The organism is Janthinobacterium sp. GW821-FHT03A03 (assembly GCF_059421435.1).
Window position 1 is genome coordinate 197,446 of record NZ_JBWKUZ010000005.1, and the last position, 23,452, is coordinate 220,897.

Sequence of the window (23,452 nt, forward strand, 5' to 3'; positions counted from 1 at the left end):
ACTACCAAGCTTTGGGAGTGACGCTAGTCGAACGGGTTTCCTTTGTCTCAAAAAAGTGAAAAACGCGGCTAGTCCGCGTTTTTTTGCGTCTGCGTTTTCCTTTCAGTTTTTCTGTCCACACCATTCATTGCAGTTTTACCTGGCGCCAGCGCCGATATGGAGATCAATATGCTTACAATCCGACTTCCCGATGGTTCCGCCCGTCAATTTGACGGCCCGGTCACCGTGGCCCAGGTTGCGGCCAATATTGGTACCGGCCTGGCCAAGGCTGCCCTGGCGGGCAAGGTCGACGGCAAGCTGGTCGATACTTCCTATTTGATCGAGCGGGACGCGGAACTGGCGATCGTCACGGACAAGGACGCCGACGGCCTGGAAGTGATCCGCCACTCGACGGCCCATTTGCTGGCGTATGCCGTCAAGGAATTGTTCCCGGACGCGCAAGTGACCATCGGTCCCGTGATCGACAACGGCTTTTATTATGACTTCGCCTACAAGCGTCCGTTCACGCCGGAAGACCTGGTCGCGATCGAAAAGAAAATGGCGGAACTGGCCAAGAAGGATGAGCAAGTCACGCGCAAGGTCGTCGCCCGCGACGAAGCGATCGATTACTTCAAGGGCATCGGCGAAGCCTACAAGGCTGAACTGATCGGCTCGATTCCTGCCGACCAGGAAGTGTCGCTGTATTCCGAAGGCAAGTTCACGGACTTGTGCCGCGGCCCCCACGTGCCATCGACGGGCAAGCTGAAAGTATTCAAGCTGATGAAGCTGGCCGGCGCCTACTGGCGCGGCGACTCGAAAAACGAGATGCTGCAGCGTATCTATGGCACGGCCTGGGCCAAGAAGGAAGATCAGGAGTTGTATCTGCACAACCTGGAAGAGGCGGAAAAGCGCGATCACCGCAAGCTGGGCAAGCAGCTTGATTTCTTCCATTTCCAGGAAGAAGCGCCGGGCCTGATCTTCTGGCACCCGAAAGGCTGGTCGATCTGGCAGCAAGTCGAGCAATACATGCGCAATGTGTACCAGGTCAACGGCTACCAGGAAGTCAAGGCGCCGCAAATCCTTGACCGTGGCCTGTGGGAAAAAACCGGCCACTGGGATAATTACCGTGAAAACATGTTCATCACGGAATCGGAAAACCGCGCCTATGCGCTGAAGCCGATGAATTGCCCAGGCCATATCCAGATTTTCAACAATGGCATGCGCAGCTACCGCGACTTGCCATTGCGCTACGGCGAATTCGGCCAATGCCACCGCAACGAGCCGTCGGGCGCCTTGCACGGCATGATGCGCGTGCGCGGCTTTACGCAGGATGACGGCCATATTTTCTGCCTGGAAGAGCAGATCGCCGGCGAAGTGACGGCTTTCCACCAGCAGGCCATGGATGTGTATACGGCGTTCGGCTTCACGAATATCGACGTGAAACTGGCCTTGCGTCCCGATAACCGCATCGGCACGGAAGAGTCGTGGGATTTCGCCGAGGAATCTCTGCGTTCGGCCCTGCGCGCCTGCGGCGTGGAATGGACCGAGTTGCCGGGCGAGGGCGCCTTCTATGGTCCGAAGATCGAATACCACCTGAAGGACAGCCTGGGCCGCGCGTGGCAGGTGGGCACCGTGCAGATCGATCCGTCGATGCCGGGCCGTCTGGGCGCCGAATACGTGGCCGTGGACAACACGCGCCAGGTGCCCATCATGCTGCACCGCGCGATCGTCGGTTCGCTGGAACGTTTCATCGGCATCCTGATCGAACACTATGCGGGCGCGATGCCGTTGTGGTTGTCGCCGGTACAGGTGTCGGTGTTGAATATTTCCGACGCTCAAGCCGATTATGTACAGGAAGTTACAACAAAACTGCGCAAAGCGGGGCTGCGCGTACAGGCTGATTTGCGTAACGAGAAGATTACCTATAAAATACGTGAACATTCCGTACAAAAATTGCCTTACATCTTAGTAATTGGCGACAAAGAGCGGGATGCGAATACAGTGGCCGTGCGGGCGCGGGGCAATGTCGATCTGGGCGTCATGTCCGTCGATGCCCTGATAGAGCGACTCAAACTTGAAGTCGACACCAAGGCCTGACGAGGAAACTCGCTGCACGACCGTCTTACAAGATTTTTAAAGGAAATTACAATAGCTACTGACAAGTCACATCGCATCAATGGCGAAATCACTGCCCCTGAAATGCGTTTAAGCGGGGTCGATAACGAGCCACTCGGTATCGTAAGTTTGGCTGAAGCCTTCCGCCTGGCGGAAGAGGCAAACGTCGACCTGGTGGAAATTGCGCCTACCGCGCAGCCACCGGTGTGCCGTTTGATGGACTACGGCAAATTTAAGTATTCGGAGCAGAAGAAAGCTCACGAAGCCAAATTGAAGCAAAAGATCATCCTCGTGAAGGAAGTCAAATTCCGTCCGGGGACTGATGATGGTGACTACAATATCAAGTTGCGTAATCTCATCAAATTCCTCGAAGATGGCGATAAAACCAAGATTACCTTGCGTTTCCGCGGTCGTGAGATGGCGCATCAGGATATTGGCTTCCGCATGCTGGAACGTCTGAAGGCCGATCTGGAGCCATATGGCCAGGTCGAGCAGTTCCCGAAGATGGAAGGCCGCCAAATGATCATGGTTCTTTCGCCTAAGAAGAAGAAGTAAGCTACAATAGCGTTTTACTGTGGGTGAATACAGCGCGTGCCAGCATTGGCGCGGCGTCAAACCCCAGGCAGAATTTGCGCGGCCCGCTCAGCAATGTGCGGGCCGCGTGAACTGTAGCGGACTCGCATCCGCTGCACAACATGTGAAAGCAGGCATCTAAGCGCAACGTCGTGTTGCCACCTGCAATCCTGTTATAAATGGAGCTGTCCGTAAGAGGACAGATTGCTATGCCTAAAATGAAGACCAAAAGCTCCGCGAAAAAACGTTTTCGCGTGCGTCCAGGTGGAACTGTCAAGTCGGGTCACGCGTTCAAACGCCACATCCTGACCAAGAAGACCACCAAGAACAAACGTCAGTTGCGCGGTACCCGTAACATCAACGCATCGGATGTTACATCCGTCATGCGCATGATGCCGACTGCTTAATCTCACACTCAATTTAAGGAGTTACTATGCCTAGAGTAAAACGTGGGGTTACAGCTCGTGCCCGTCATAAAAAGATTCTTGTTCAAGCTAAAGGCTACCGTGGTCGCCGCAGCCGCGTATACCGTGTTGCCAAGCAAGCAGTTATGCGCGCTGGCCAATACGCTTACCGCGATCGCCGCAACAAGAAGCGCGTTTTCCGCCGCCTGTGGATCGCCCGTATCAACGCCGCTTCCCGTGAGCATGGCGTGACGTACAGCGTATTCATGAACGGCTTGAAAAAAGCAAATATCGAACTGGACCGTAAAGTCCTGGCCGATATGGCTGTGATGGACAAGCCAGCATTCGCTGCGATTGTCAACGCAGTGAAAGCAAAAATCGCTGCGTAAGCACGGTTATTGCACAACGTCATCCGCAGGGTGACGTTATAAAGAGCGGGGCAGGGGTTTTAACACCTTATGCCCCGTTTCCGTTTTTGATTGTTGGATTTTAGCTAACCGAGTCCAGAATTGATGTCCAAAACAGGAAATGCCGCATGAACTCCCTAGAAGAACTCGTCGTCTCGGCCCAGGCTGACTTTATCGCCGCCGCAGACGCTGCCGCACTTGAAAACGCCAAAGCCCGCTACCTGGGCAAGACTGGCCAGATTACCGAAATGATGAAGGGCCTGGGCAAGCTGGACCCGGACGCGCGCAAGGCGCAGGGCGCCCTGATCAACGCCGTCAAAGTACAGATCGAAGACGCGCTGACGGCGCGCCGTGATGCGCTGGCCGATGCCCAAATGCAAGGTCGCCTGAATGCCGAAGCGATCGACGTGACCCTGCCAGGCCGTGGCCGCATGCCTGGCGGCATCCATCCCGTCATGCGCACGTGGGAGCGGGTCGAGGAAATCTTCCGCTCGATCGGCTTCGACGTGGCCGATGGCCCTGAAATCGAGAACGACTGGACCAACTTCACGGCGCTCAACAGCCCGGAAAACCACCCAGCCCGTTCCATGCATGACACGTTCTACATCGACGGCAACGATACCGATGGCAATCCCTTGCTGCTGCGCACGCACACGAGCCCGATGCAGGTGCGCTATGCGCGCACGCATACGCCGCCGATCAAGGTCATCGCGCCGGGCCGCACCTACCGCGTCGACAGCGACGCCACCCATTCGCCCATGTTCCATCAGGTCGAAGGCCTGTGGATCGCCGAAGACATCAGCTTTGCCGACCTGAAGGGTATCTACCTGAACTTCGTCAAGGCCTTCTTTGAAACGGATGACCTGCAGGTGCGCTTCCGCCCGTCGTACTTCCCGTTCACGGAACCGTCGGCCGAGATCGACATCGCCTTCGGCTCCGGTCCTTTGAAGGGCCGCTGGCTGGAAGTGTCGGGCGCCGGCCAGGTGCATCCGACCGTGGTGAAGAACTTCGGCCTCGATCCCGAGAAATTCATCGGTTTTGCTTTCGGCTCCGGCCTGGAACGCTTGACGATGCTGCGCTATGGCATCAACGATCTGCGTCTGTTTTATGAAGGCGATTTAAGGTTCCTGAAGCAATTCAACTAAGCGTTGTTCCGTTTGATTCATGGCGCTTGAGCGCCTGTGCGCTCGCGCTGTGAGCTTTGACCATTTGAAGGCTTGATTATGCAATTTTCCGAAAACTGGCTCCGTACCATGGTCGATCCGAAGATGACTTCGGACGAACTGGCCCATCTGCTGACTATGTCCGGTCTCGAAGTCGAGGACGTCGATCCCGTCGCCCCGCCATTCTCGAACGTGGTCGTGGGCCTGGTCCTGGAGATGGAAAAACATCCGAACGCGGACCGCCTGAATGTGTGCCAGGTTGACGTCGGCACGGGCACCATGCTCAACATCGTCTGCGGCGCGCCCAACGTGCGCCCGGGCTTGAAAGTCGTCTGCGCGATGGCAGGCGCCGTGCTGCCTCCTGGCGCCGACGGCAAGCCGTTTGAAATCAAGGTGGGCCAGCTGCGCGGCGTCGAGTCGCAAGGCATGCTGTGCTCCGCGCGCGAATTGAAATTGTCGGAAGAAAACGCCGGCCTGATGGAATTGCCGGACGACGCGCCGATCGGCCAGAATTTCCGCGATTACTTTGCGCTCAACGACCTGAAATTCACCATCAAGTTGACGCCGAACAAGGCGGATTGCCTGTCCGTGCTGGGCGTGGCGCGCGAAGTGTCGGCCCTCACGGGCGTGCCGCTGAATGCGCCGCAGTTCCGCACCGTGCCCGTCACCAGCGACGAAATCCTGCCCGTGAAGGTGAGCGCGCCGGATCTGTGCGGCCGTTTCACGGGCCGCGTCATCCGCGGCTTGAACGCCCGCGCCGCCACGCCGGACTGGATGAAGCAGCGGCTCGAGCGCAGCGGCCAGCGTCCGCTGTCGGCCCTGGTCGATATTTCCAATTATGTCATGCTGGAACTGGGCCGTCCCAGCCACGTTTTCGACCTGGCAAAGATCCACGGCAGCCTCGACGTGCGTTGGGGCAAGGCGGGCGAATCCGTCAAGCTGTTGAATGGCAACACCATCGCCGTCGACGAATGGCTCGGCGTCATTGCCGATGAGCAGGAAATCGAATCGCTGGCCGGCATCATGGGCGGCGACGCCAGCTCGGTATCCGACGATACGGACAGCATCTACCTGGAAGCGGCATTCTGGTGGCCGAACGCCATTCAGGGCCGCGCCCGCCGTTTGAATTTCTCGACCGATGCGGCGCACCGCTTCGAGCGCGGCGTCGATTTCGCCACCACCGTCGAGCACATCGAGCGCATCACGGCCCTGATCGTGGAAATCTGCGGCACGCCGGCCACCACCGTCGGCCCCGTCGACGACCACGTGGTGAACTTGCCGCAACGCCAGCCCGTCACCATGCGCACGGCGCGCGCGCAAAAAGTCATCGGCGTGCCGCTGACGGATGCGCTGATCGCCGATATCTTCACGCGCCTGGCCCTGCCGTTCACCCTGGCCGACGGCGTGTTTTCCGTGACCTCGCCCAGCTACCGTTTCGACATCGAGATCGAGGAAGACCTGATCGAGGAAGTGGCGCGCGTGTATGGTTTTGAAAACATCCCGACCCGGCCGCCCGTGGCGGCGAACGTGATGCAGATTGCACCGGAAAATACCCGCTCCTTGTTTGCGGTACGTCATGTGCTGGCTGACCTGGGATTCCAGGAAGTGGTTAACATGAGCTTTGTCGATACGGCATGGGAACGCGATTTCTCGGGTAACACGCAGCCGATCAAATTGCAGAACCCGATCGCCAGCCAGATGAGCGTGATGCGCTCCTCGCTGATTGGCAGCCTGATCGCCAATGTGCGCTATAACCTGAACCGCAAGACCAACCGCGTGCGCATCTTTGAAGTGGGCGCCATCTACCAGCGCGACGACAGCGTGCAAAACGGCCCCCTGTCGGTAGCCGGCTACGCCCAGCCGAAGCGCGTGGCCGCCATGGCATACGGCGCCGTGGCTGACGAGCAATGGGGCCAGGCTGCGCGCACGGTCGATTTCTTCGACGTGAAGGCGGACCTGGAAGCGCTGTTCGCACCGCTGGTCTTGCGTTTCAGCAAGGCAGAACATCCAGCCCTGCATCCGGGCCGTTCGGCCAACGTGGAACTCGACGGTAAAGTCATTGGTTTCATCGGCGAACTGCACCCGCGCTGGATGCAAAAATATGACTTGCCGCTGGCGCCCGTGCTGTTCGAAGTCGATGCCGCGGCCTTGACGCAGCGCGAAGTTCCCGTGTACCAGGAAATCTCGAAATTTCCTGGCGCCAGCCGCGACCTCGCCGTGGTGGTCAAGCAATCGGTGGCAGTGCAGGATCTGCTCGATACGTTCCAGGCTGCCGCCAAGGCCAGCCCGGCAGCACGTATCGTGCAAGCCATTGTTTTATTTGATGAATATCGTGGAAAAGGGCTGGAAACGGATGAAAAAAGCCTTGCTTTCCGGATTAGCTTGCAAGATACTCAAAACACCCTGCAAGACGATGTCGTCGATGGCCTGATGGCTGTGTTGATCGATGCCGCCAAGCAGGGCCACGACGCGAAACTGCGTTCGTAATTACCGGACCGGCCGTCGCTTTTTGCGTGACGGCCTTTCCGTCGTCAACCGTAGACGAACCGGCCATGTGGCCGGTTCGGGCGCACAGAAAAGGCAGGGCAGGAAAATTAATAATAGCGACGTTGATTCCGCCGTACTGCAGTCCGCATTGGCCGCCGATCTGCATCGGGCCATGCTGGTTGCCAAAGTGCGCCAGGAAGCGGAAAAAGATTTGCCCACCTTGACCAAGGCGGAACTGGCCGAACTGTTGTTCGAGCAGGTGGGCCTGAACAAGCGCGAAGCGAAGGATATGGTCGAGACCTTTTTCGACGAGATCCGCAATGCGCTCGAGCGCGGCGAAGCCGTCAAGCTGTCCGGTTTCGGCAATTTCCAGTTGCGCGACAAACCGCAACGGCCGGGCCGCAATCCGAAGACGGGCGAAGAGATTCCCATCACGGCGCGCCGTGTCGTGACTTTTCATGCGAGCCAGAAGCTGAAAAGCATGGTCGAAGAGACCAGTCCGCTGGCCCGTGCAGCCTGAGTGAGTGGCGATGAACGAGCGCATCAGTAAAACCGAGTTGATCGCCTTGCCGCCCATCCCGGCCAAGCGCTATTTCACGATCGGCGAGGTCAGCGAGTTGTGCGGCGTCAAACCGCATGTACTGCGCTACTGGGAGCAGGAGTTTTCCCAGCTTAAGCCGGTCAAACGACGTGGCAACCGCCGTTATTACCAGCACCATGAAGTGCTGCTGATACGGCGGATCCGTGAATTGCTGTACGAACAAGGTTTTACCATCAGCGGCGCGCGCAACAAGCTCGACAGTCGTGGCGCGGCGCATGCCGTCATCGACGATGTTCCCGTCCTGCCGGCCGAGCCCTTGCCGCCGCAGGAAGCGCCGCTGGACCGCGTATGGATACGCAATGAATTAATTGCGATTTTAAACTTGCTAAAATAAGATTTGTACCAATATAGGTCGGGTTGTCCGGTGCCAGCTGCCAATACTGAGCTGGCGCACCGCCTTGGTGCGGTGGCCGTAGCGGACGGCGCGCCATATTTTGAATATAATGTTAATGTTGCGTTTTTGTTAGTAACGCTGAACCGGAGCAGCGTTCAGGTTCCGGTAGTCTTTCCCAGGCCAGGAAAATTTAAGGGGAAACAATGATACGCGTTGCCATTTGTGATGATCACCAAATAGTACGAGCTGGATTCAAACAGATTTTTTCGTCGTCAAGCGACTTCAGTGTCGTGGCGGAAGCCGGTACGGGGCGCGAAGCGCTCGATATCGCCCGCCGCGAGATTTGCGATGTGTTGTTGCTCGATATTGCCATGCCCGACCAGAGCGGCATCGATACCTTGCGCACGATCCGCCAGGGCCAGCCGGAATTGCCCGTGCTGATACTGAGCGGCTATCCTGCGCAGCAATATGCGCTGAACCTGTTCAAGATGGGGGCAAACGGCTATCTGAACAAGGAATGCGAGGCCGACGAGCTGATGACGGCCGTGCGCACCGTGTACCAGGGGCGCCGCTACGTCAGCTCCACCGTGGGCGAATTGCTGGCCCAGTCGTTCGACCGCGATACGAATGCCGCGCTGCACACGGAATTGTCGGACCGCGAGTTCCAGGTCTTTTTGCGCCTGGCGCGCGGCGCTACCGTGTCCGATATCGGCGTGGCCTTGTCGCTGAGCATCAAGACGGTGAGTACTTACCGTACGCGCATCATGGAAAAAATGGGCTTGCAATCCAACAGCGACTTGACCTATTACGCAATGAAAAACAATTTGCTTGACTAGCGCGGCGGTGCGATCATGGTCTCATGATCGCCCGGCATGCCAGCCTGGCACGACTTGATGTTGTGCAGTGCAGCAGTCTGTGGCGAGGATTATAATTGGCCGGCGCCGGTGTTCTTTCCCGCGCCGAACCTTGCTAAGGATGCACATCAGGATGTATTTCACCGCTGAACCGGCCCCGAATCACCGCCTGCCCCTCTACAAGACGATCCTGTGCGTGACTTGCGCCTTGCTGCTTGTACTCAATGGTTTCAGTCTCTTCCATAACCTGCAATCGCTGAAGGGCACGAATGCCTTGCTCAGCCAGAGCGCCCGCGTGGCCGACCGCCTGCAGTACCTGAACGTGCTCGTGCTCGATGCGGAGAGCAGCTTGCGCGGCTATTTCATTTCCGGCTCGGAAACCTATTTGGGGCCGTCGAAGACGGCTTCCATGGAAATCGACAACGAATTCAATGAGTTGCAGACCTTGCTGGCGGGCAGTCCGACCCAGCTGAAGAACCTGGCGCAACTGAAAAGCTTGATTCGTCGCAAGATGTCGATGTTGCAACAGGCAATCGAGGTCTACAAGCAGGGCGGGTTGGCCGAAATCGTCAATATCTCGCGCGTCACCGATGACCGCGCCACCATGGATGAAATCCGCCTGCAGGTGGTGATCATGACGCGCGAGCAGAATGAAGCGCTGACGTCCGGCAGCGCCGCCTTTTACCATGAGTACCAGAAAGCCGTGATACTCGGCATCGGCATCAATGCGCTGGCCATCCTCGTGCTGGTCATGTTTTACCAGCTGGTGCGGCGCAGCTTCCAGAACCGCGCGGCCGTCGAGTACGCGTTGCAAAATGCCAATGACACGCTGGAATCGACGGTCACCAGGCGAACCGAACAATTATCCGTGCTGTCGCGGCATTTGATCAGCGTCAATGAAGTGGAGAAGGCGCGCCTGGCGCGCGAGCTGCACGACGAACTGGGCGCCAATTTGACCTCGATCAGCATGGACCTGGGCGCCGTCACGCAGCAACTGGCGCACACGCAGCCGGAACTGGCCGCGCAATTGCGCCGTGCCAAGGCAACCTTGCTGGAGACGGTGGAACTGAAGCGCCGCATCGTCGAAGACCTGCGCCCCAGCCTGCTGGACAACCTGGGCCTGTGCGCCGCCATCGAAAGCTATTGCGAGGATTTCGCCCGCATGAGTTCGGTGCGCTGCGAAACGGACGTGGCCATCAATATCGACAATCGCGAAGCGACCCTGACGATCGCCCTGTTCCGCATCGTGCAGGAGTCGCTGACGAACATCCTGAAATATGCGCGCGCCGGCATGGTCAGCGTCACCCTGAAACGCAATGAGCACGGCCTGGTGCTGCGCGTCATCGACGACGGCATCGGCATCACGGACGAGGCCCTGCAAAAGCCCATGTCGCACGGCTTGCTGGGCATGCGCGAGCGGGCTCTGTTGCTGGGCGGCACACTGACCGTGCGCCAGGGCCCGGAAGGCAAGGGCACGTGCGTGGAAGCGGTGATTCCCTTGCCGCTGACGCCGGAACCGGAAGAGATCGACGAAGACGCCAGCGTTTAAGTGCTGACGGGCGAAAAAATGGCCAGGCATGCAGCCCGGCCATTTTTTTATCCATCCTGCTGATCCAGGTCAGCAGCGCATCAGCAACGGGAAACGTCGCGCAGCAAACGGTCGTATTCCGTCTTGGCCACCTTGTAGCACTCGCCCGCATAGCATTCGAGGCCGGCGCGGTCCAGCACCGTGATGTTGCCGCGGCGATAGTGGATCAAGCCTTCTTCCTGCAATTTGCCGGCGGCGGCCGTGATGCTTTCGCGGCGCACGCCCAGCATGATGGAAATGAGTTCCTGTGTCACTTTCAATTCATTCGATGGCGAACGGTCCAGGCGGTCCAGCAGCCAGCGGCACAGTTTTTGCTCGATCGAACTGTGGCGGCCGCCGACGGCGTTCTGCGCCATTTGCGCAAACAGGGCGTTGGTGTAGCGCATCAGCAGCTGGGGCAGGGCGCCGCCCTGGTTGAAGGCGTCGCGCAGGCTTTGCGTTTTGAGGCGGTAACCGTAGCCGGCGCTCTGCACGACAGCCGTGCACATGGCGCGTTCGCCCGCCAGCAGCGAGGCGCCGGCCACGCCTTCATGGCCGACGACGGCGATTTCCGTCGTGGCGCCGTCTTCCATCACATACAGCAGGGAAATGATGGCGGTGGTGGGGAAATAGCTGTATTCCAGGTTATTGCCGTAGGCATACAGTTCCTTGCCGAAAGGCAGTTCCACCAGTTCCAGGTCCTGGAACAGCGATTCGAGCGCGGCGCGCGGCAGGGCGGCCAGCAATTCATTCTGTTGTGCGCTACTGAGGCTGACCCGCGACGCAAGCTTGATTTCCCGGCCGGCCGCCGGCATGGCGCGCGGCAGCAACTGGTTCTTCTGGACCGGGGTGCTAAGTTGAGTATGGTTCATGGTATGTCCTCACAGGCTTTTTACATCGGAGTGCGATTGCCGCGTTGCTGGTCAAAAAATCGGCCGGTTCCATCTGGAAACGGCGTTTTTTTTCAACCGCGCGGTGCAGATCGCGATGTAGCTACTTTAAAAGCTTATGTAAGTGGCGAACATAAGATTAGCAGTCGCCACTTTGTAGTCTCTACTGAGGCGAAATTGTAGTCCTTGTCCTACATGCGCACTTTAGCCTAGCTAGCCTTGCGCCGTTCTGCGCGATTTTGTGATATGACGCGCGGCTTGTTGGCGCTCCACAGGCCGGCCGGACGCACGCTGGGCAGGCCGTCGCGCATGCCGGCGGCCGGTGCCGGACGCTCGGCAGGTACGTCCTTTTCTCCCAGGCGGAAGCGGCTGACGGCCTGCGTCAGCGCCCCGCCTTCCTGGTGCAGGCGCTGCGAGCCGGCGCGCGCCTCCTCGACCAGGCCCGCGTTCTGGCGCGTCATGTCATCGATCTGCGCCAGCGCCGCGTTGATCTGGGCAATCTCGCCATTCTGCTCGGCGCCGGCGCTGCTGATGCGACCGATGACGACGGCCACCTGCTGCACGGCGTCGACCACCTGCCGCATGGTGCTGCCGGCCGCGTTGACCAGGTCGCCACCGGCGTCCACGGTGGCCACGGAATCGCCGATCAGGCGCTTGATCTGCTGCGCCGCCTCGCTGGAGCGCTGCGCCAGGCTGCGCACCTCGGCCGCCACGACGGCAAAGCCGCGCCCCTGTTCGCCCGCGCGCGCCGCTTCCACGGCCGCGTTCAGGGCCAGGATGTTGGTCTGGAAGGCGATGCCGTTGATGACGCCGATGATGTCGACGATCTTGTGCGAGCTGGCCTTGATCGAGGCCATGGTCTCGACCACGGCGCTGACGGTCTCGCCGCCGCGCAGGGCCACTTCGGCGGCCGACGCCACCAGGGTGCGCCCCTGTCCTACGTGGGCTTCGTTGCGGCCCACGGTGGCCGTCAGCTCGCGCATCGAGTCCACGGTGGCGCCCAGCGCCTGCGACTGCGTGGCCGTGTGGCCGGACAGGGCGGCGTTGCCCTGGGCGATATCGGCGCCGGCCGCCGCGATGACGGCCGCGCCGCCGCGGATTTCCTGCACCAGGGTGGCCAGGCCGTGCGTCATGGCGCCGAAGTCGCGCACCAGGTCGCCGATTTCGTCATGCGCCTGCGAGGTGATGCGCTGCGACAGGTCGCCCGCCGCCGCCGCTTTCACGGCCACGCGCAGCTGCGTGACGTCGCGCGCGAACGCGGCGTAGAAGCCGGCGCACAGGTAGGCGGCGGCCAGCAGCACCAGCAGCATGGCGCCCAGGACCAGGGCGCGGCGCGCCTGGTCGCGGGCGATGCGGTCCAGCAGCAAGCCGTCCAGCGCCGTGGCCGAGGCGCCGGACAACGCGTGCAGGGCGTCGATGGCCTGCATGCCGGCCGCGTGGAATTGCGCGCCCGAGGTCTGATCGTAGGAATTCGTCACTTCGTTTTTCGTGCGTTCGAGGAAGGCCAGCGCGGCCGGCACGGCTTTCAGGGCCGGCTGCAGGCTGGCGCGAAGTTCCGGCCGGGTGCCGAGGATTTCGTCGAAGCGGGCCGGCAGGCGTTCCAGCTCGTGGCGCGCGATCAGGGCATTGGCGTTGACGAGCTGGTCTTCGTTGGCTTCGAACAGGCCCGTGTCGATGTAGGCGGCGCCGCGCCCGGCGATGTCCGACAGGCTCTCGGCCAGGTCGGGCAGGGTGGCCGTGAAGACGGCGCTCAGGTGGTTGGCGCCCGCGTCCGGGTCCAGGCTCAGGTGCGAGCGGTCGGCCACCAGCTGGCCCAGCTTGCCTGCCTGGCGCAGCAGCGCCGTGTGCGCCGCGTAGCTGTCGCGCGCCGCGAGGCCCGCCTGGCGGCCCAGCAGCGCTTGCCACTGCTTCGTCAGCTCGGCCGCCTGGGGCAGGCCGGCGCCCGCCGGCAGGCGCGCCAGGGCCGCCAGAGAAGCCGTGATGCGCGCGTTCAGGGCCGTGTTGTCCATGCCCGCCTTGCCGCTCAGGCGCAAGTGTTCGAGGCCGCGCCGCTGCTGCAGCAGCCGCGTCCCTTCCTGCAGCTGGCGCACATAGGCCACGCCCAGCTGCGCGTCCTGCGCCTGGGCCAGCGACTTGCCCAGTTCCGAGATCAGCAGGGTCGTCGCCAGCGCCAGCGGCAGCAGGAAGACGAGGCAGACGAGCATGAATCTGGGCAGCAGTCGCAAGCGCTGCATGAGTCGGATGGCGGGGGTGAGGAGCATTTTCATCGGGTTTCCAGGGTAGGGTGACAACATTTCTGCAGTGCAATGTTGCCTGCGGATTGTGACCCCTTGATGAACTGCGCCCCGGTCAGCCGATTTTGCCGTTCGCCAGAGTGAAGCAGTTCACACGGAAGGCCGATCCTTCTGTAAAATCGAGGGTTTTTTGCGAGGGCCATATTATGGTCACCAATATGGCCAACGAGAACGACATCAATACCCCCGATTCCAGCGACAGCGCGGACAGCGCCGCGGCGCCGGCGAGCAGCAAGGCGCCGGCCGTGATCGCGCGCGAAGTCAAGCGCCGCCGCACTTTCGGCATCATTTCCCACCCGGATGCGGGCAAGACCACGCTGACGGAAAAACTGCTACTGTTCTCGGGCGCGATCCAGATGGCCGGCACCGTCAAGGCCCGCAAATCGGGCCGCCACGCGACGTCGGACTGGATGGAGATCGAGAAGCAGCGCGGCATTTCCGTCGCTTCCTCGGTGATGCAGTTCGAATTCCGCGACCACGTCGTCAACCTGCTCGACACCCCGGGCCACCAGGACTTCTCGGAAGATACCTACCGCGTGCTGACGGCCGTCGACTCGGCCCTGATGGTGATCGATGCGGCCAAGGGCGTGGAAGCGCAGACGATCAAGCTGCTGGCCGTCTGCCGCATGCGCAATACGCCCATCGTCACCTTCATGAACAAGATGGACCGCGAGACGCGCGATCCGCTGGAACTGCTCGACGAACTCGAATCGGTGCTGAAGATCCAGTGCGCGCCCGTCACCTGGCCTATCGGCATGGGCAAGAACTTCCGCGGCGTGTACCACCTGCTGAACGACGAGATCATGCTGTTCAAGGCCGGCGAGGAAAAGGCCGACGGCGCCTTCGAAATCATCAAGGGCATCGACAATCCGCGCCTGCAGGAGATGTTCCCGCTTGAGATGGATCAATTGCGCATGGAAGTCGAGCTGGTGCACGGCGCCTCGCATCCGTTCAACCTGGAGGAATTCCTCTCCGGCGTGCAGACGCCCGTGTTCTTCGGTTCGGCCATCAACAACTTCGGCGTGCGCGAGATCCTGTCCGCGCTGGTCGACTGGGCGCCGGCGCCGCGCGAGCGCGACGCCACCGTGCGCTCCGTCGATCCGACCGAGCAGCCGTTCACGGGCTTCGTCTTCAAGATCCAGGCGAACATGGACCCGGCGCACCGCGACCGCATCGCCTTTTTGCGCGTGTGCTCGGGGCGTTTCGAGCGCGGCATGAAGGTCAAGCACTTGCGCCTGGGGCGCGAGATCAAGGTGTCGAACGTGGTGACCTTCATGGCATCGTCGCGCGAACAGGTGGAAGAAGCGTACGCGGGCGACATCATCGGCTTGCCGAACCACGGCAACATGCAGATCGGCGACAGTTTTTCCGAAGGCGAGATGCTGACCTTTACCGGCATCCCATACTTCGCGCCCGACTTCTTCCGCTCCGTGCGCATCCGTAATCCCTTGAAAATCAAGCAGTTGCACAAGGGTTTGCAGCAGCTGGGCGAAGAGGGCGCGGTGCAGGTCTTCAAGCCCGTGCAGGGCGGCGAACTGGTACTGGGCGCTGTCGGCGTGCTGCAGTTCGAAGTGGTGGCCAGCCGTTTGCTCAACGAATATGGCGTCGACGCCGTGTTCGAGGGCACCAGCATCAGCAGCGCGCGCTGGGTCAGCTGCGACGACAAGCGCGTCCTGCAGGATTTCGAGAACGCGCTGGGCCACAACGTGGCCTACGATGCGGCCGGCAACATGGCCTATCTGGCCACGTCGGGCGTCAACCTGCGCCTGACGGAAGAGCGCTGGCCGAAGCTGACGTTCCACGCGACGCGCGAGCATTCCGCGAAATTGGCTTGATGAATATCAAGTAGGTGCCAGGGGGGCAGAACCAGCGGTTCTGCCCTTTTTTTACGCCGGCAGGATCGTGCGCGTGCTCCAGTCGCGCCGTTCCAGCAGCAATGCCGTCAGCTGCGCCGCCGTCATCGGGCGCGCGAAGAAGAAGCCCTGCACGTTGTCGCAGCCCGCTTTCCTTAAAAACTCCACCTGCTGCAGTGTTTCCACGCCTTCGGCCACCACTTTCAGGTGCAGGCTGTGCGCCATGGCGATGATGGCCGTGACGATGGCTTCGCCCTCGCCGGGCAGGTCGTGCACGAAGCTGCGGTCGATCTTCAGCTGGTCGATGGGCAGGCGCTTCAGGTAGGACATCGAGGAATAGCCGGTGCCGAAGTCGTCGACCGACAAATGGATGCCCGTTTCCTGCAGGCGCCGCATCAGTTCCACGTTGGCGTGGATATTGTCCATCAATACCCCTTCCGTGATTTCCAGCTCCAGCAAGCCGTGCGGCAGCTGCGTCTCCTGCAGGATGGCGCGGATGTCGTCCATCAGGCCAGGATCGCTCGCCTGGCAGGCCGACAGGTTGACGGCCACGTGTTCCAGCGAATCGAGCAGGCCCGCCTTGCACCAGGCGGCCGCCTGGCGGCAGGCGCTTTGCAGCACCCAGCGCCCCAGGTCGACGATGATGCCGCTTTCCTCGGCCACGGGAATGAATTCGCTGGGGCTGAGCTGGCCCATGTCGCGGCAGTTCCAGCGTATCAGCGCTTCCACGCCGACGATGCGCCCGCTGCGCAGGTCGATCTGCGGCTGGTAATGCAGATACAGTTCCTCGTTCTGCAGGGCGCGGCGCAGGTTCGCTTCCATGCGCAGGCGGCGCTGGGCGCGCAGCTCCATTTCCGGCTGGAAGACGGCGTAGCGGTTCTTGCCCTGGTGCTTGGCGTGGTACATGGCCGTGTCGGCATTGCGCGTCAGGGTCGCCACGTCGCGCGCGTCGAACGGGTACAGGCTCATGCCGATGCTGGCGCTGACGTACAGCTGGTGGCCTTCGAGGGCGAACGGTTCGGCCAGCACGGCGAGGATCTTGCGCGACACGCTGGCCATTTCCGAGGCGTCGTCGGCCGGTTCGACGATGACGACGAATTCGTCGCCGCCGATGCGGCAGATGATGTCGGTGGTGCGCAGGATGGCCATCAGGCGTTCGGCGACGAGCTTGAGCAGCTGGTCGCCGCAGTGGTGGCCCAGGGTGTCGTTGACCACCTTGAAGTTGTCCAGGTCCAGCAGCAGCAGGCCCACGCTGCTGTCCTGGCGGTCGGCGCGCGCCAGCGCGTAGGCCAGGGCGTCATTGAATTCATGCCGGTTCGGCAGCTGCGTGACGGGGTCGACGTGGGCCAGGTAATGCAGATGGTTTTCCGCATGTTGGGCGGCGATGCGCGTGCGGCGCACCATCAGGGTCGTCAAGCCGAACGCGCACAGGCTGACGAGCAGGGTAAAGGCGGCAAAATGCGCGAGGCTGCGGTATTGCTGCGCCAGGCTGGCGCGCAGGAACAGGGCGCCGCCGCCAGGCAGGGAGGCAGTGAAGGTGGCGTTGCCAGCCAGAAAGTCAACGTGCAGGCCCGGGCGCGGCGCGGCCGGCGCGGCATCGGCGCCGTGGCGCGCATAGCGGGCAAACGGCGTGCCCTCGGGTTTGTACAGCAGCGCCTGCTGGAGTTGGGGAGCGGCGGACAGGGTGGCAAGCGTTTGCTCTGCGGCAAGGAGATTGTTCTGGCGCAAGGCCGCGCTGGCGGCGGGAGCCAGCATGCCGGCCTGTATCTGCAGGTTGCGCTGCAATGATGCTTGCAAGGAAAACCACTGGAACAGCACCAGCAGCAGGCTGGCGGCCGTCAGCATGGCTGCCGCGGCCAGCAGGTTCAGCCTGGCTATCCGGTCGCCGCGCAATTGCGCCGACGGCAGCATCAATGGCGTCATCATGCCGCCTTTCCTTGCCGGCCCGGCTTGCCGCCGCCCCGTGTGATCCCGCCTCGCCCTGCCATACTTTGCGTTCCAGTCTGATGAAAACCGATGTGAGCCGGAACTCTCAACGTGTTGTTAAGGCCGACATATTGTCATTTTGCAGCGTGAAAGTACAGGCTGTGCGGCAATTTAGTGGGCCAGCCGCAGTCCGGCGGCAGCATGCATGGCGACCAGGGAGAAGCAGGCCGGCACAGGCTAAAAAACGAGGCATGTCTTTCTAATAATTTTTGTGTTTTATTTTAATCCTTTTTTTGCCGGCCGGTTTTTTTTCAAAAAAGAGATGCTGGCCGTAAACAAAATGCCGTGGTGAATAACTTTGCGGCGGCTGCCGAGTTTATTGCTGGTGTAAATATTGCATTGCAAGTCGTTGATTTTAATAAATTTTACGGGGGAATGTGCAAACGCTATGGCCTTGCCACGCGAGTTCGTCCATAATCCGCTGATGATGGACGTTCTGATGCTGTTTGTTTTGTCTGCCGCGGCCAAGTAACTTGCCGCCAGCGAAACCGGACGCCGCCCTAATGATAATCAGTGAGGATATCTTGGAAAAAAAACCAAAAATTATTTTGTCGTCACAAGACCTGGAACGACTGGAAGCGTTGTTGTATGCCTTGGGAAATAACTTGTCGCCGGACAAAGCCGCCTTGCTCGATGAGCTGGGCCGCGCCGAGGTGCTCGAGCCGCAGGAGATACCGCCGACCGTCGTGACGATGAATTCCACCGTGCGCTTCACGGTGGAGAACAAGGAAGAGTTTTGCCTGACGCTCGTCTATCCGAAGGACGTGGAAGGCCAGGCCGACCGCATTTCCGTGCTGGCGCCCGTCGGCAGTGCGCTGCTGGGCCTGTCTGTCGGCGACAGCATCGCCTGGCCTATGCCCGGCGGCGTGGTGAAGGTGAAGATCGAGGAAATCGTCTATCAGCCTGAACGGGCCGGCGAATACCACCGCTAGGCGCGGCAAGCAGTGACGGCGGACGGCGCCTGCCGTTCGCCTGCCAGGCCGTGTTTCCAATAGTCAACTATTGCGTTGCACGCGCACCACCAGCCATCCCGCCACGACCGTGAACGTGACGATGATGGCAACGATGATCCAGAAGCCCTGCGGGTGCTGGGCCAGCGGAATTCCCCCCACATTCATGCCCAGCATGCCGGCGATGATATTGATCGGCAAGGCCAGCACGGTGACGATGGTCAGCACGAACAGGCTGCGGCTGTTTTCCTCGTTGACCCTGGCGGCAATCTCTTCCTGCAGCAATTTGATGCGTTCCTGCAGCGAGGACATATCGCTGAGCACGACGGAAAACTCCTCCGTCGACTGGCGCAATTCCAGGCTGTCCAGCTCCGACACCCATGCGGGCGGGCGCTGCAGCAGGCGGAACAGGGCGGCCGGTTCCGGCGCCAGCAGGCGCTGCAGCCGTACCAGCACGCGCCGCATGGCGCCCAGGTCTTCGCGTTTCGGCACCAGCCGCCCGGCCAGCAAGTGGTCTTCGATGTCGTCGACCCGCGTCACGGCGTCGCGCACGATGTTGACCAGTACGTCGGCCTGGTCGCGCAGCAGATGGACCAGCAGCTCCACCGACGAGCGGATCGGCTCGTGGTTCTTGATGACGGCCTGGCGCAGGCGTTCGATCGACTGCAGCGGCGCGCGGCGCGCCGTGATGACGAGGTCTTGCGCCACGCTGGCCCACATGGTGGAAATGTCGGACGCCTCGAACGAGAAATTGTGCACCACGTCGTTGACGACGGCGATCAGGGTGTTTTCCGCCTGCTCGATGCGCGTGGAGCGCGAGCCCTGGTGCAGGGTTTCATAGAATTCGTCGGCCAGCTGCGTATGCGTCATCAGCCATTTTTCGCTGGCCGCATGCGACAAATTAAAATGCAGCCAGACGAATTCCTGCGCCGGCCGTGCCGCGCCCGCATTGAGCCAGGCCAGTGCGGCCGTCGAGTCGAGCGCCAGCGGCTGACCGTCGCGGCCAAACAGGAAGCCCCAGACGAGGCCCGAGGTGTCCGAGCCATAGGTAAAGCCGGCAGTTTCCATCGCCATCGTGAATCTTTCTCGCGCAGTGTGATTGATCGTCGCGCGATGTTAATACACGGATATGTCCGGAAAATGACAAGGCCACCGCGATGGGTGGCCTGGACGGGAACTGCCGCCGCGGATTAGTTGCGATGGGGATTGTCGGGCCGACGGTCGTCGCGGTTCGGAATGCCGTCGCCGTCGCGGTCGTGGCGGTTGCCATTGTCGCGGTCATAGCGGTTGGGGATGCCGTCCCGGTCGCGGTCGCCGTTCGGGCCGCGTGGCGACCAGCGGCCTTGCTCCATCTGCCAGCGGCCGTCGCGCTGGTTCCAGGCGGGCGGCGCATACACGTAGCCGGGGCGTTCGGCGATCCACACGCCCGGCGTCCAGGCATAGCGCTGGGCACGCCATTCCCAGTGGCCGGGCGCCCAGACGTAGCCGTGGCGCGCGCGCGGGATGGCTTCGCGGCGCGGCGGCGGCGGGGCGATGCGGATCTCGTCATAGCGCACGGGCTGCACCTGCGCCGCGACCCAGCCACCCCGGTCCAGGCGCCATTGATTGTTTTCCTGTACCCAGGCGGCGCGGCGGTACTGGTTGCCGCCCCGTTCACGCAGCCATTCGCCGCTGTTCCAGACGTGGCGGTGGCCGTCCCAGTTCCAGTAGCCGGGCGCCCAGACATAGCCGGCGCGCGCTGGCGGCACGCTTTCAAACCGTGGTGGAGGCGGGGCGTTGCCGATGACAATGCTGACGCCGACCTGGCTTTGCGCCATCGCCTGGACTGGCAAGAAGGCTGCGGTGCTGATGGCGAGCATGGCTGCTGCGTAGAGTGTGATGGGTTTCATTTCCGTCTCCATTTCGGTGAGTGCATGAAATGGACTATAGACACTTGCCGGCGCGGTGATCGCCTTTGATTCAACTTATTACAATTGACACAATGCTGGGTGTCCGTGTATCCGTGGCGGATACAAATGGCGGCCTGGCGCGGATACTTGCTGTGTGGAATTAATGGTGCTGCGGCGCCAGGCGGCGCGGGGGCGTCATGCGCGGCTCACAGTGCGCTGGCGGTGGCATTGGCCAGCATGGCCTGGCGTTCCTCGATCAGCGAGGTCTTCTTTTCCTGTTCCGTCAGGCGTTTGGCGCTGACGACCACCACGGGAATGGCGTGCGCCCGCGCCACGTCGCCAGCCTTGGCGGGCTGCGGCTGCATGAAGCTGACATAGCTGGCGGCGCAAGCGATGGCGACGGCGACGGTGAAGATGACTTCCATGTTGTTCAGCGTGCTTTTCAGTGATTTCATGATCGTTCCTTTCGGGTGGCGGGTGGGTATGCATGCACTGTAGCCAAGGGCGCGCCGGGCCGCCATGCGCATGCGACCAGCCGTGGTTTTGGCGGGATGGCCTGCAAAAAAACGGCGCTGAAACGCCGGCGGGGGCGGCTGGTGGTGCGACGGCTGGAATTGAGGGCTAAATAGCCCTGTATCCGGGCATATGAATGCAATTGCCACATGGCATTATTTGAGACTGCGCGGCGTAGCGTGCGCCGCCGGCGCTCCTGCTAGAATCGCTACGGCAGCCAGCGCGCGCGCAATCATTCTCATCAGGAGTCACACATGTTCCAATTGTTTGGTTTTGGCGGCGCCCGCTGTCCCCGTTGCGAGCACAGGAACGGCGCCGCCGCCGGTTACTGCGCGCAGTGCGGCCTGTCGCTGGGCGCGCCCGACAGCGATGCGGTGCTGCACGCCAACCAGTGGCGCCTGGCCGACGAACAGCTGGCCCTGTTCTTTGGCGTGCGCGAGCTGTCGTCCCTGTTCGGCGCCGCCGCGCGCCGCCTGCAGGTGCCCGCCGAAACGCGCGCCTGGATCGTGCAGACGGACGCTTTCACCTTGATACCGGCTGGCGACTACGACAGCGCCGCCTTCTTTGCGCGCCTGCCGGCGCTGCTGCCGGCGCGCCCGGCCGAAGTGCTGATCGCGCGCGCCGGCGCCGTGAACCTCGATTTCGACCTGCCCGACCTGGCCAGCACGGAACTGCTGAACATCGCCGCCTCGCTGCGCGTGGACATCGCGCTGGGCCAGCCCGATGCGTTCGCGCGCCAGTTCATGCGCGCGCCGGGCGCCGTCACGCGCGCCCACCTGCACGCCTTGCTGCTGCCGTCCGTGCGCCAGATTGCGCTGGAATTCATCGGCAGCCGCGCGCTGCGCGAGATGGACGCGAATGCCGACCTGCGGCCCGAATTGAACGAACGCCTGCAATCGGCCCTGACGCAGCGCCTGGCGCCGTCCGGCCTGGCCGTGGCGCGCGTGGAAACGCTCAGCTTGCGCCACGACAAGCGCGCCGGCGACGGTTCCGCCGCTGCCAGCATCGGCACGCTGTGGCTGGGCGGCTTGCCGGCGCAGGAACTGGAGCAGCACAGCCTGGAGCGCATGAAACAGCTCGACCAGCTGTATGACGAGGAAGAATGGCAGCGCATCCGCCGCGAAGAGCTGGCGGCGCGCCATGCGCAGCGGCGCGCCGAGCTGCAGCAGGACGCGACGGTGGAAAAGGCCGAACTGGGCCACCAGGAGGCGGAACGCCTGCAGGCGCTGCGCGGACGCCAGATCGACCTGTACGGCCGCATCCTGGAAGCGAAATCGCGGCGCCAGGCGCTCGACCACGGCGCCGCGCTGGCGCTGGGCGAACTGGAACAGGAGCTGGCGCAGAAGGGCGCGCAGCGCGCCGATGAAGCGGCCAACTGGGAACACGTGCGCGCGCTGGCCGCCATCAAGATGCGCAGCGAGCTGGAATTGTCACAGCTGAGCGGGCGCGAGCAGATCCAGCTGGCGCAGCAGCGCTTTACGCACCAGGTGCATTTGCAGTCGATCGCGCAGCAGGTCGAGAGCGCGCTGCTGATCGACGACGAGGCGGGCCGCCGCGCCCAGCTGGCGCGCCTGCGCCAGGCGGAAGCGGACGCCGCCCGGCGCGAGGCGCAGCTGGAGGCGGAGCAGCACCAGGCCGCCTGGCAGGGCCTGATGCTGGCCAACGCGGCGCGCAAGCGCGAGGCCGAGCGGGTGCAGGAGTGGGAAGACCAGATGCAGCTGGCGCGCCAGCGCGAACTGCTGCGCGCCGAGGCGCACAAGGACGAGGCGGCCCAGGTGCAGGCGGCGGAAATCGCGGAAAAGGTGGCGGCGCTGCGCCGCGGCGGCGCGCGCGAAGAGGCCGTCGCGCAGCAGGAAAAGCTGCTGCGCACCATCGAGGCGGACGGCGTGCACGCGCGCCAGCTGCAGCAGCAAGCGCAGCTGGCGCAGCTCGACGCGCTGGCCATCGAGGAACAGCGCCAGCAGCTGCGCCAGCTGGAACAGGAAGCGCAATGGCAGCGCGACCTGCTGGCCATGGCACAGCAGCGCGACACCGATTACGCGCGCTGGAAGGGCGAATACGAAGCCCTGCTGGCGCAGCAGGCGCACGCGGCCGAACTGGCGCGCATCGACATCGACCGCATCGAGAAAATCGGCACCCTGAGCGACACGGGCAAGCTGGCCATGGCCGCCGGGCAGAATGCGGCCGCGCTGGCGCAAGTGCTGAAGGTGCAGCTGCAGGCGGGCATGAGCGCCGAACAGCTCCACGCGCTGGCGGCGCTGGCGGCGGCCGAGAACAGCGTTTCCCCCGCCGATGCGCTGCGCATGGCGCAGGACAGCGTGGCGCAGGAGCGCAGCTACCTGGAAGGCCAGGCGGAGCGCGAACGGCGCCAGCAGCTCGACCTGATCAACTTGCAAAATGCGGCGCATGCGCACGGCCTGTCGGCGCAGGCGCAGCTGGGCGCGGCCGTGGCGCAGGCGCTGCAGCCAGGCGCCGCTGCTGCGGCTCCGGCGCGCTGCAAGAACGGCCATGCGCAGCGCGCCGGCCATTCGGAAGATAAATTCTGCGCCGCCTGCGGCGTCGCCTTGCAGCCTTGACGGAAGCGTTTCACCCC

Annotated in this window: 20 protein-coding genes; 13 read left to right on the plus strand and 7 right to left on the minus strand. The window is 62.2% G+C overall.

Annotation, left to right across the window (positions count from 1 at the left end):
- The first annotated feature begins 168 nt into the window (after nt 1-168).
- From thrS to AC07VI_RS13295, 10 genes are all read left to right on the plus strand, one after another.
- A complete protein-coding gene (thrS, locus tag AC07VI_RS13250; RefSeq protein WP_086144871.1) occupies nt 169-2,076 on the plus strand; it encodes a threonine--tRNA ligase in 1,908 nt (635 codons plus the stop codon).
- A 12-nt stretch (nt 2,077-2,088) separates the two neighbouring features.
- On the plus strand, nt 2,089-2,649 hold the full coding sequence (gene infC / locus AC07VI_RS13255) for a translation initiation factor IF-3 (protein WP_205711303.1): 561 nt from the start codon (nt 2,089-2,091) through the stop codon (nt 2,647-2,649).
- Between the two features lie 227 nt (nt 2,650-2,876).
- Entirely contained in the window at nt 2,877-3,074 is a 198-nt protein-coding gene (rpmI, locus tag AC07VI_RS13260) for a 50S ribosomal protein L35 (protein ID WP_038493025.1), read from the plus strand.
- Between the two features lie 26 nt (nt 3,075-3,100).
- Nucleotides 3,101-3,460 carry a 50S ribosomal protein L20 gene (rplT, locus tag AC07VI_RS13265; RefSeq protein ID WP_010399214.1) on the plus strand — a complete coding sequence of 120 codons (360 nt, stop codon included), beginning with the start codon at nt 3,101-3,103 and terminating at the stop codon, nt 3,458-3,460.
- A 146-nt stretch (nt 3,461-3,606) separates the two neighbouring features.
- On the plus strand, nt 3,607-4,623 hold the full coding sequence (gene pheS / locus AC07VI_RS13270) for a phenylalanine--tRNA ligase subunit alpha (protein ID WP_492994808.1): 1,017 nt from the start codon (nt 3,607-3,609) through the stop codon (nt 4,621-4,623).
- Between the two features lie 78 nt (nt 4,624-4,701).
- The gene (pheT, locus tag AC07VI_RS13275) at nt 4,702-7,128 is read left to right on the plus strand and encodes a phenylalanine--tRNA ligase subunit beta (protein ID WP_086144778.1); all 2,427 of its coding nucleotides are present in this window, start codon (nt 4,702-4,704) and stop codon (nt 7,126-7,128) included.
- Between the two features lie 172 nt (nt 7,129-7,300).
- On the plus strand, nt 7,301-7,648 hold the full coding sequence (locus AC07VI_RS13280) for an integration host factor subunit alpha (RefSeq protein ID WP_010399205.1): 348 nt from the start codon (nt 7,301-7,303) through the stop codon (nt 7,646-7,648).
- A gap of 10 nt (nt 7,649-7,658) precedes the next feature.
- Nucleotides 7,659-8,063: a MerR family transcriptional regulator gene (locus AC07VI_RS13285; protein WP_086144779.1), complete on the plus strand. Its 405-nt coding sequence runs from the start codon at nt 7,659-7,661 to the stop codon at nt 8,061-8,063.
- 203 nt (nt 8,064-8,266) lie between these two features.
- Nucleotides 8,267-8,899, plus strand: coding sequence for a response regulator (locus tag AC07VI_RS13290; protein ID WP_086144780.1), 633 nt, complete (start codon nt 8,267-8,269; stop codon nt 8,897-8,899).
- Between the two features lie 151 nt (nt 8,900-9,050).
- Nucleotides 9,051-10,466 carry a sensor histidine kinase gene (locus AC07VI_RS13295; RefSeq protein WP_086144781.1) on the plus strand — a complete coding sequence of 472 codons (1,416 nt, stop codon included), beginning with the start codon at nt 9,051-9,053 and terminating at the stop codon, nt 10,464-10,466.
- 80 nt (nt 10,467-10,546) lie between these two features.
- Here AC07VI_RS13295 and AC07VI_RS13300 read toward each other — a convergent pair whose 3' ends face one another.
- Nucleotides 10,547-11,356, minus strand: coding sequence for a Crp/Fnr family transcriptional regulator (locus AC07VI_RS13300; protein WP_086144782.1), 810 nt, complete (start codon nt 11,354-11,356; stop codon nt 10,547-10,549).
- Between the two features lie 227 nt (nt 11,357-11,583).
- Nucleotides 11,584-13,641: a methyl-accepting chemotaxis protein gene (locus AC07VI_RS13305; protein ID WP_492994805.1), complete on the minus strand. Its 2,058-nt coding sequence runs from the start codon at nt 13,639-13,641 to the stop codon at nt 11,584-11,586.
- 185 nt (nt 13,642-13,826) lie between these two features.
- Between AC07VI_RS13305 and AC07VI_RS13310 the strand changes: the two genes are divergently transcribed.
- Complete coding sequence (locus AC07VI_RS13310; protein ID WP_086144872.1) at nt 13,827-15,503, plus strand: peptide chain release factor 3; 1,677 nt, start codon at nt 13,827-13,829, stop codon at nt 15,501-15,503.
- Nucleotides 15,504-15,554: 51 nt separating this feature from the next.
- Here AC07VI_RS13310 and AC07VI_RS13315 read toward each other — a convergent pair whose 3' ends face one another.
- Nucleotides 15,555-17,447, minus strand: coding sequence for a putative bifunctional diguanylate cyclase/phosphodiesterase (locus tag AC07VI_RS13315; RefSeq protein WP_099420552.1), 1,893 nt, complete (start codon nt 17,445-17,447; stop codon nt 15,555-15,557).
- A gap of 276 nt (nt 17,448-17,723) precedes the next feature.
- A complete protein-coding gene (locus AC07VI_RS13320; protein ID WP_143450764.1) occupies nt 17,724-17,975 on the minus strand; it encodes a hypothetical protein in 252 nt (83 codons plus the stop codon).
- Nucleotides 17,976-18,031: 56 nt separating this feature from the next.
- Here AC07VI_RS13320 and rnk point away from each other — a divergent pair, with 56 nt between their 5' ends.
- Entirely contained in the window at nt 18,032-18,439 is a 408-nt protein-coding gene (gene rnk / locus AC07VI_RS13325; protein WP_162835757.1) for a nucleoside diphosphate kinase regulator, read from the plus strand.
- 63 nt (nt 18,440-18,502) lie between these two features.
- On the opposite strand, the gene AC07VI_RS13330 is transcribed toward rnk, so the two are convergent.
- The 3 genes from AC07VI_RS13330 to AC07VI_RS13340 form a co-directional block, all read right to left on the minus strand.
- Nucleotides 18,503-19,531: a transporter gene (locus tag AC07VI_RS13330; protein ID WP_492994802.1), complete on the minus strand. Its 1,029-nt coding sequence runs from the start codon at nt 19,529-19,531 to the stop codon at nt 18,503-18,505.
- Between the two features lie 116 nt (nt 19,532-19,647).
- Entirely contained in the window at nt 19,648-20,346 is a 699-nt protein-coding gene (locus AC07VI_RS13335) for a YXWGXW repeat-containing protein (RefSeq protein WP_319017173.1), read from the minus strand.
- A gap of 206 nt (nt 20,347-20,552) precedes the next feature.
- The gene (locus AC07VI_RS13340; RefSeq protein ID WP_492994800.1) at nt 20,553-20,801 is read right to left on the minus strand and encodes a hypothetical protein; all 249 of its coding nucleotides are present in this window, start codon (nt 20,799-20,801) and stop codon (nt 20,553-20,555) included.
- Nucleotides 20,802-21,113: 312 nt separating this feature from the next.
- Between AC07VI_RS13340 and AC07VI_RS13345 the strand changes: the two genes are divergently transcribed.
- Nucleotides 21,114-23,435, plus strand: coding sequence for a coiled-coil domain-containing protein (locus AC07VI_RS13345; protein ID WP_492994798.1), 2,322 nt, complete (start codon nt 21,114-21,116; stop codon nt 23,433-23,435).
- Nucleotides 23,436-23,452: the final 17 nt, after the last annotated feature.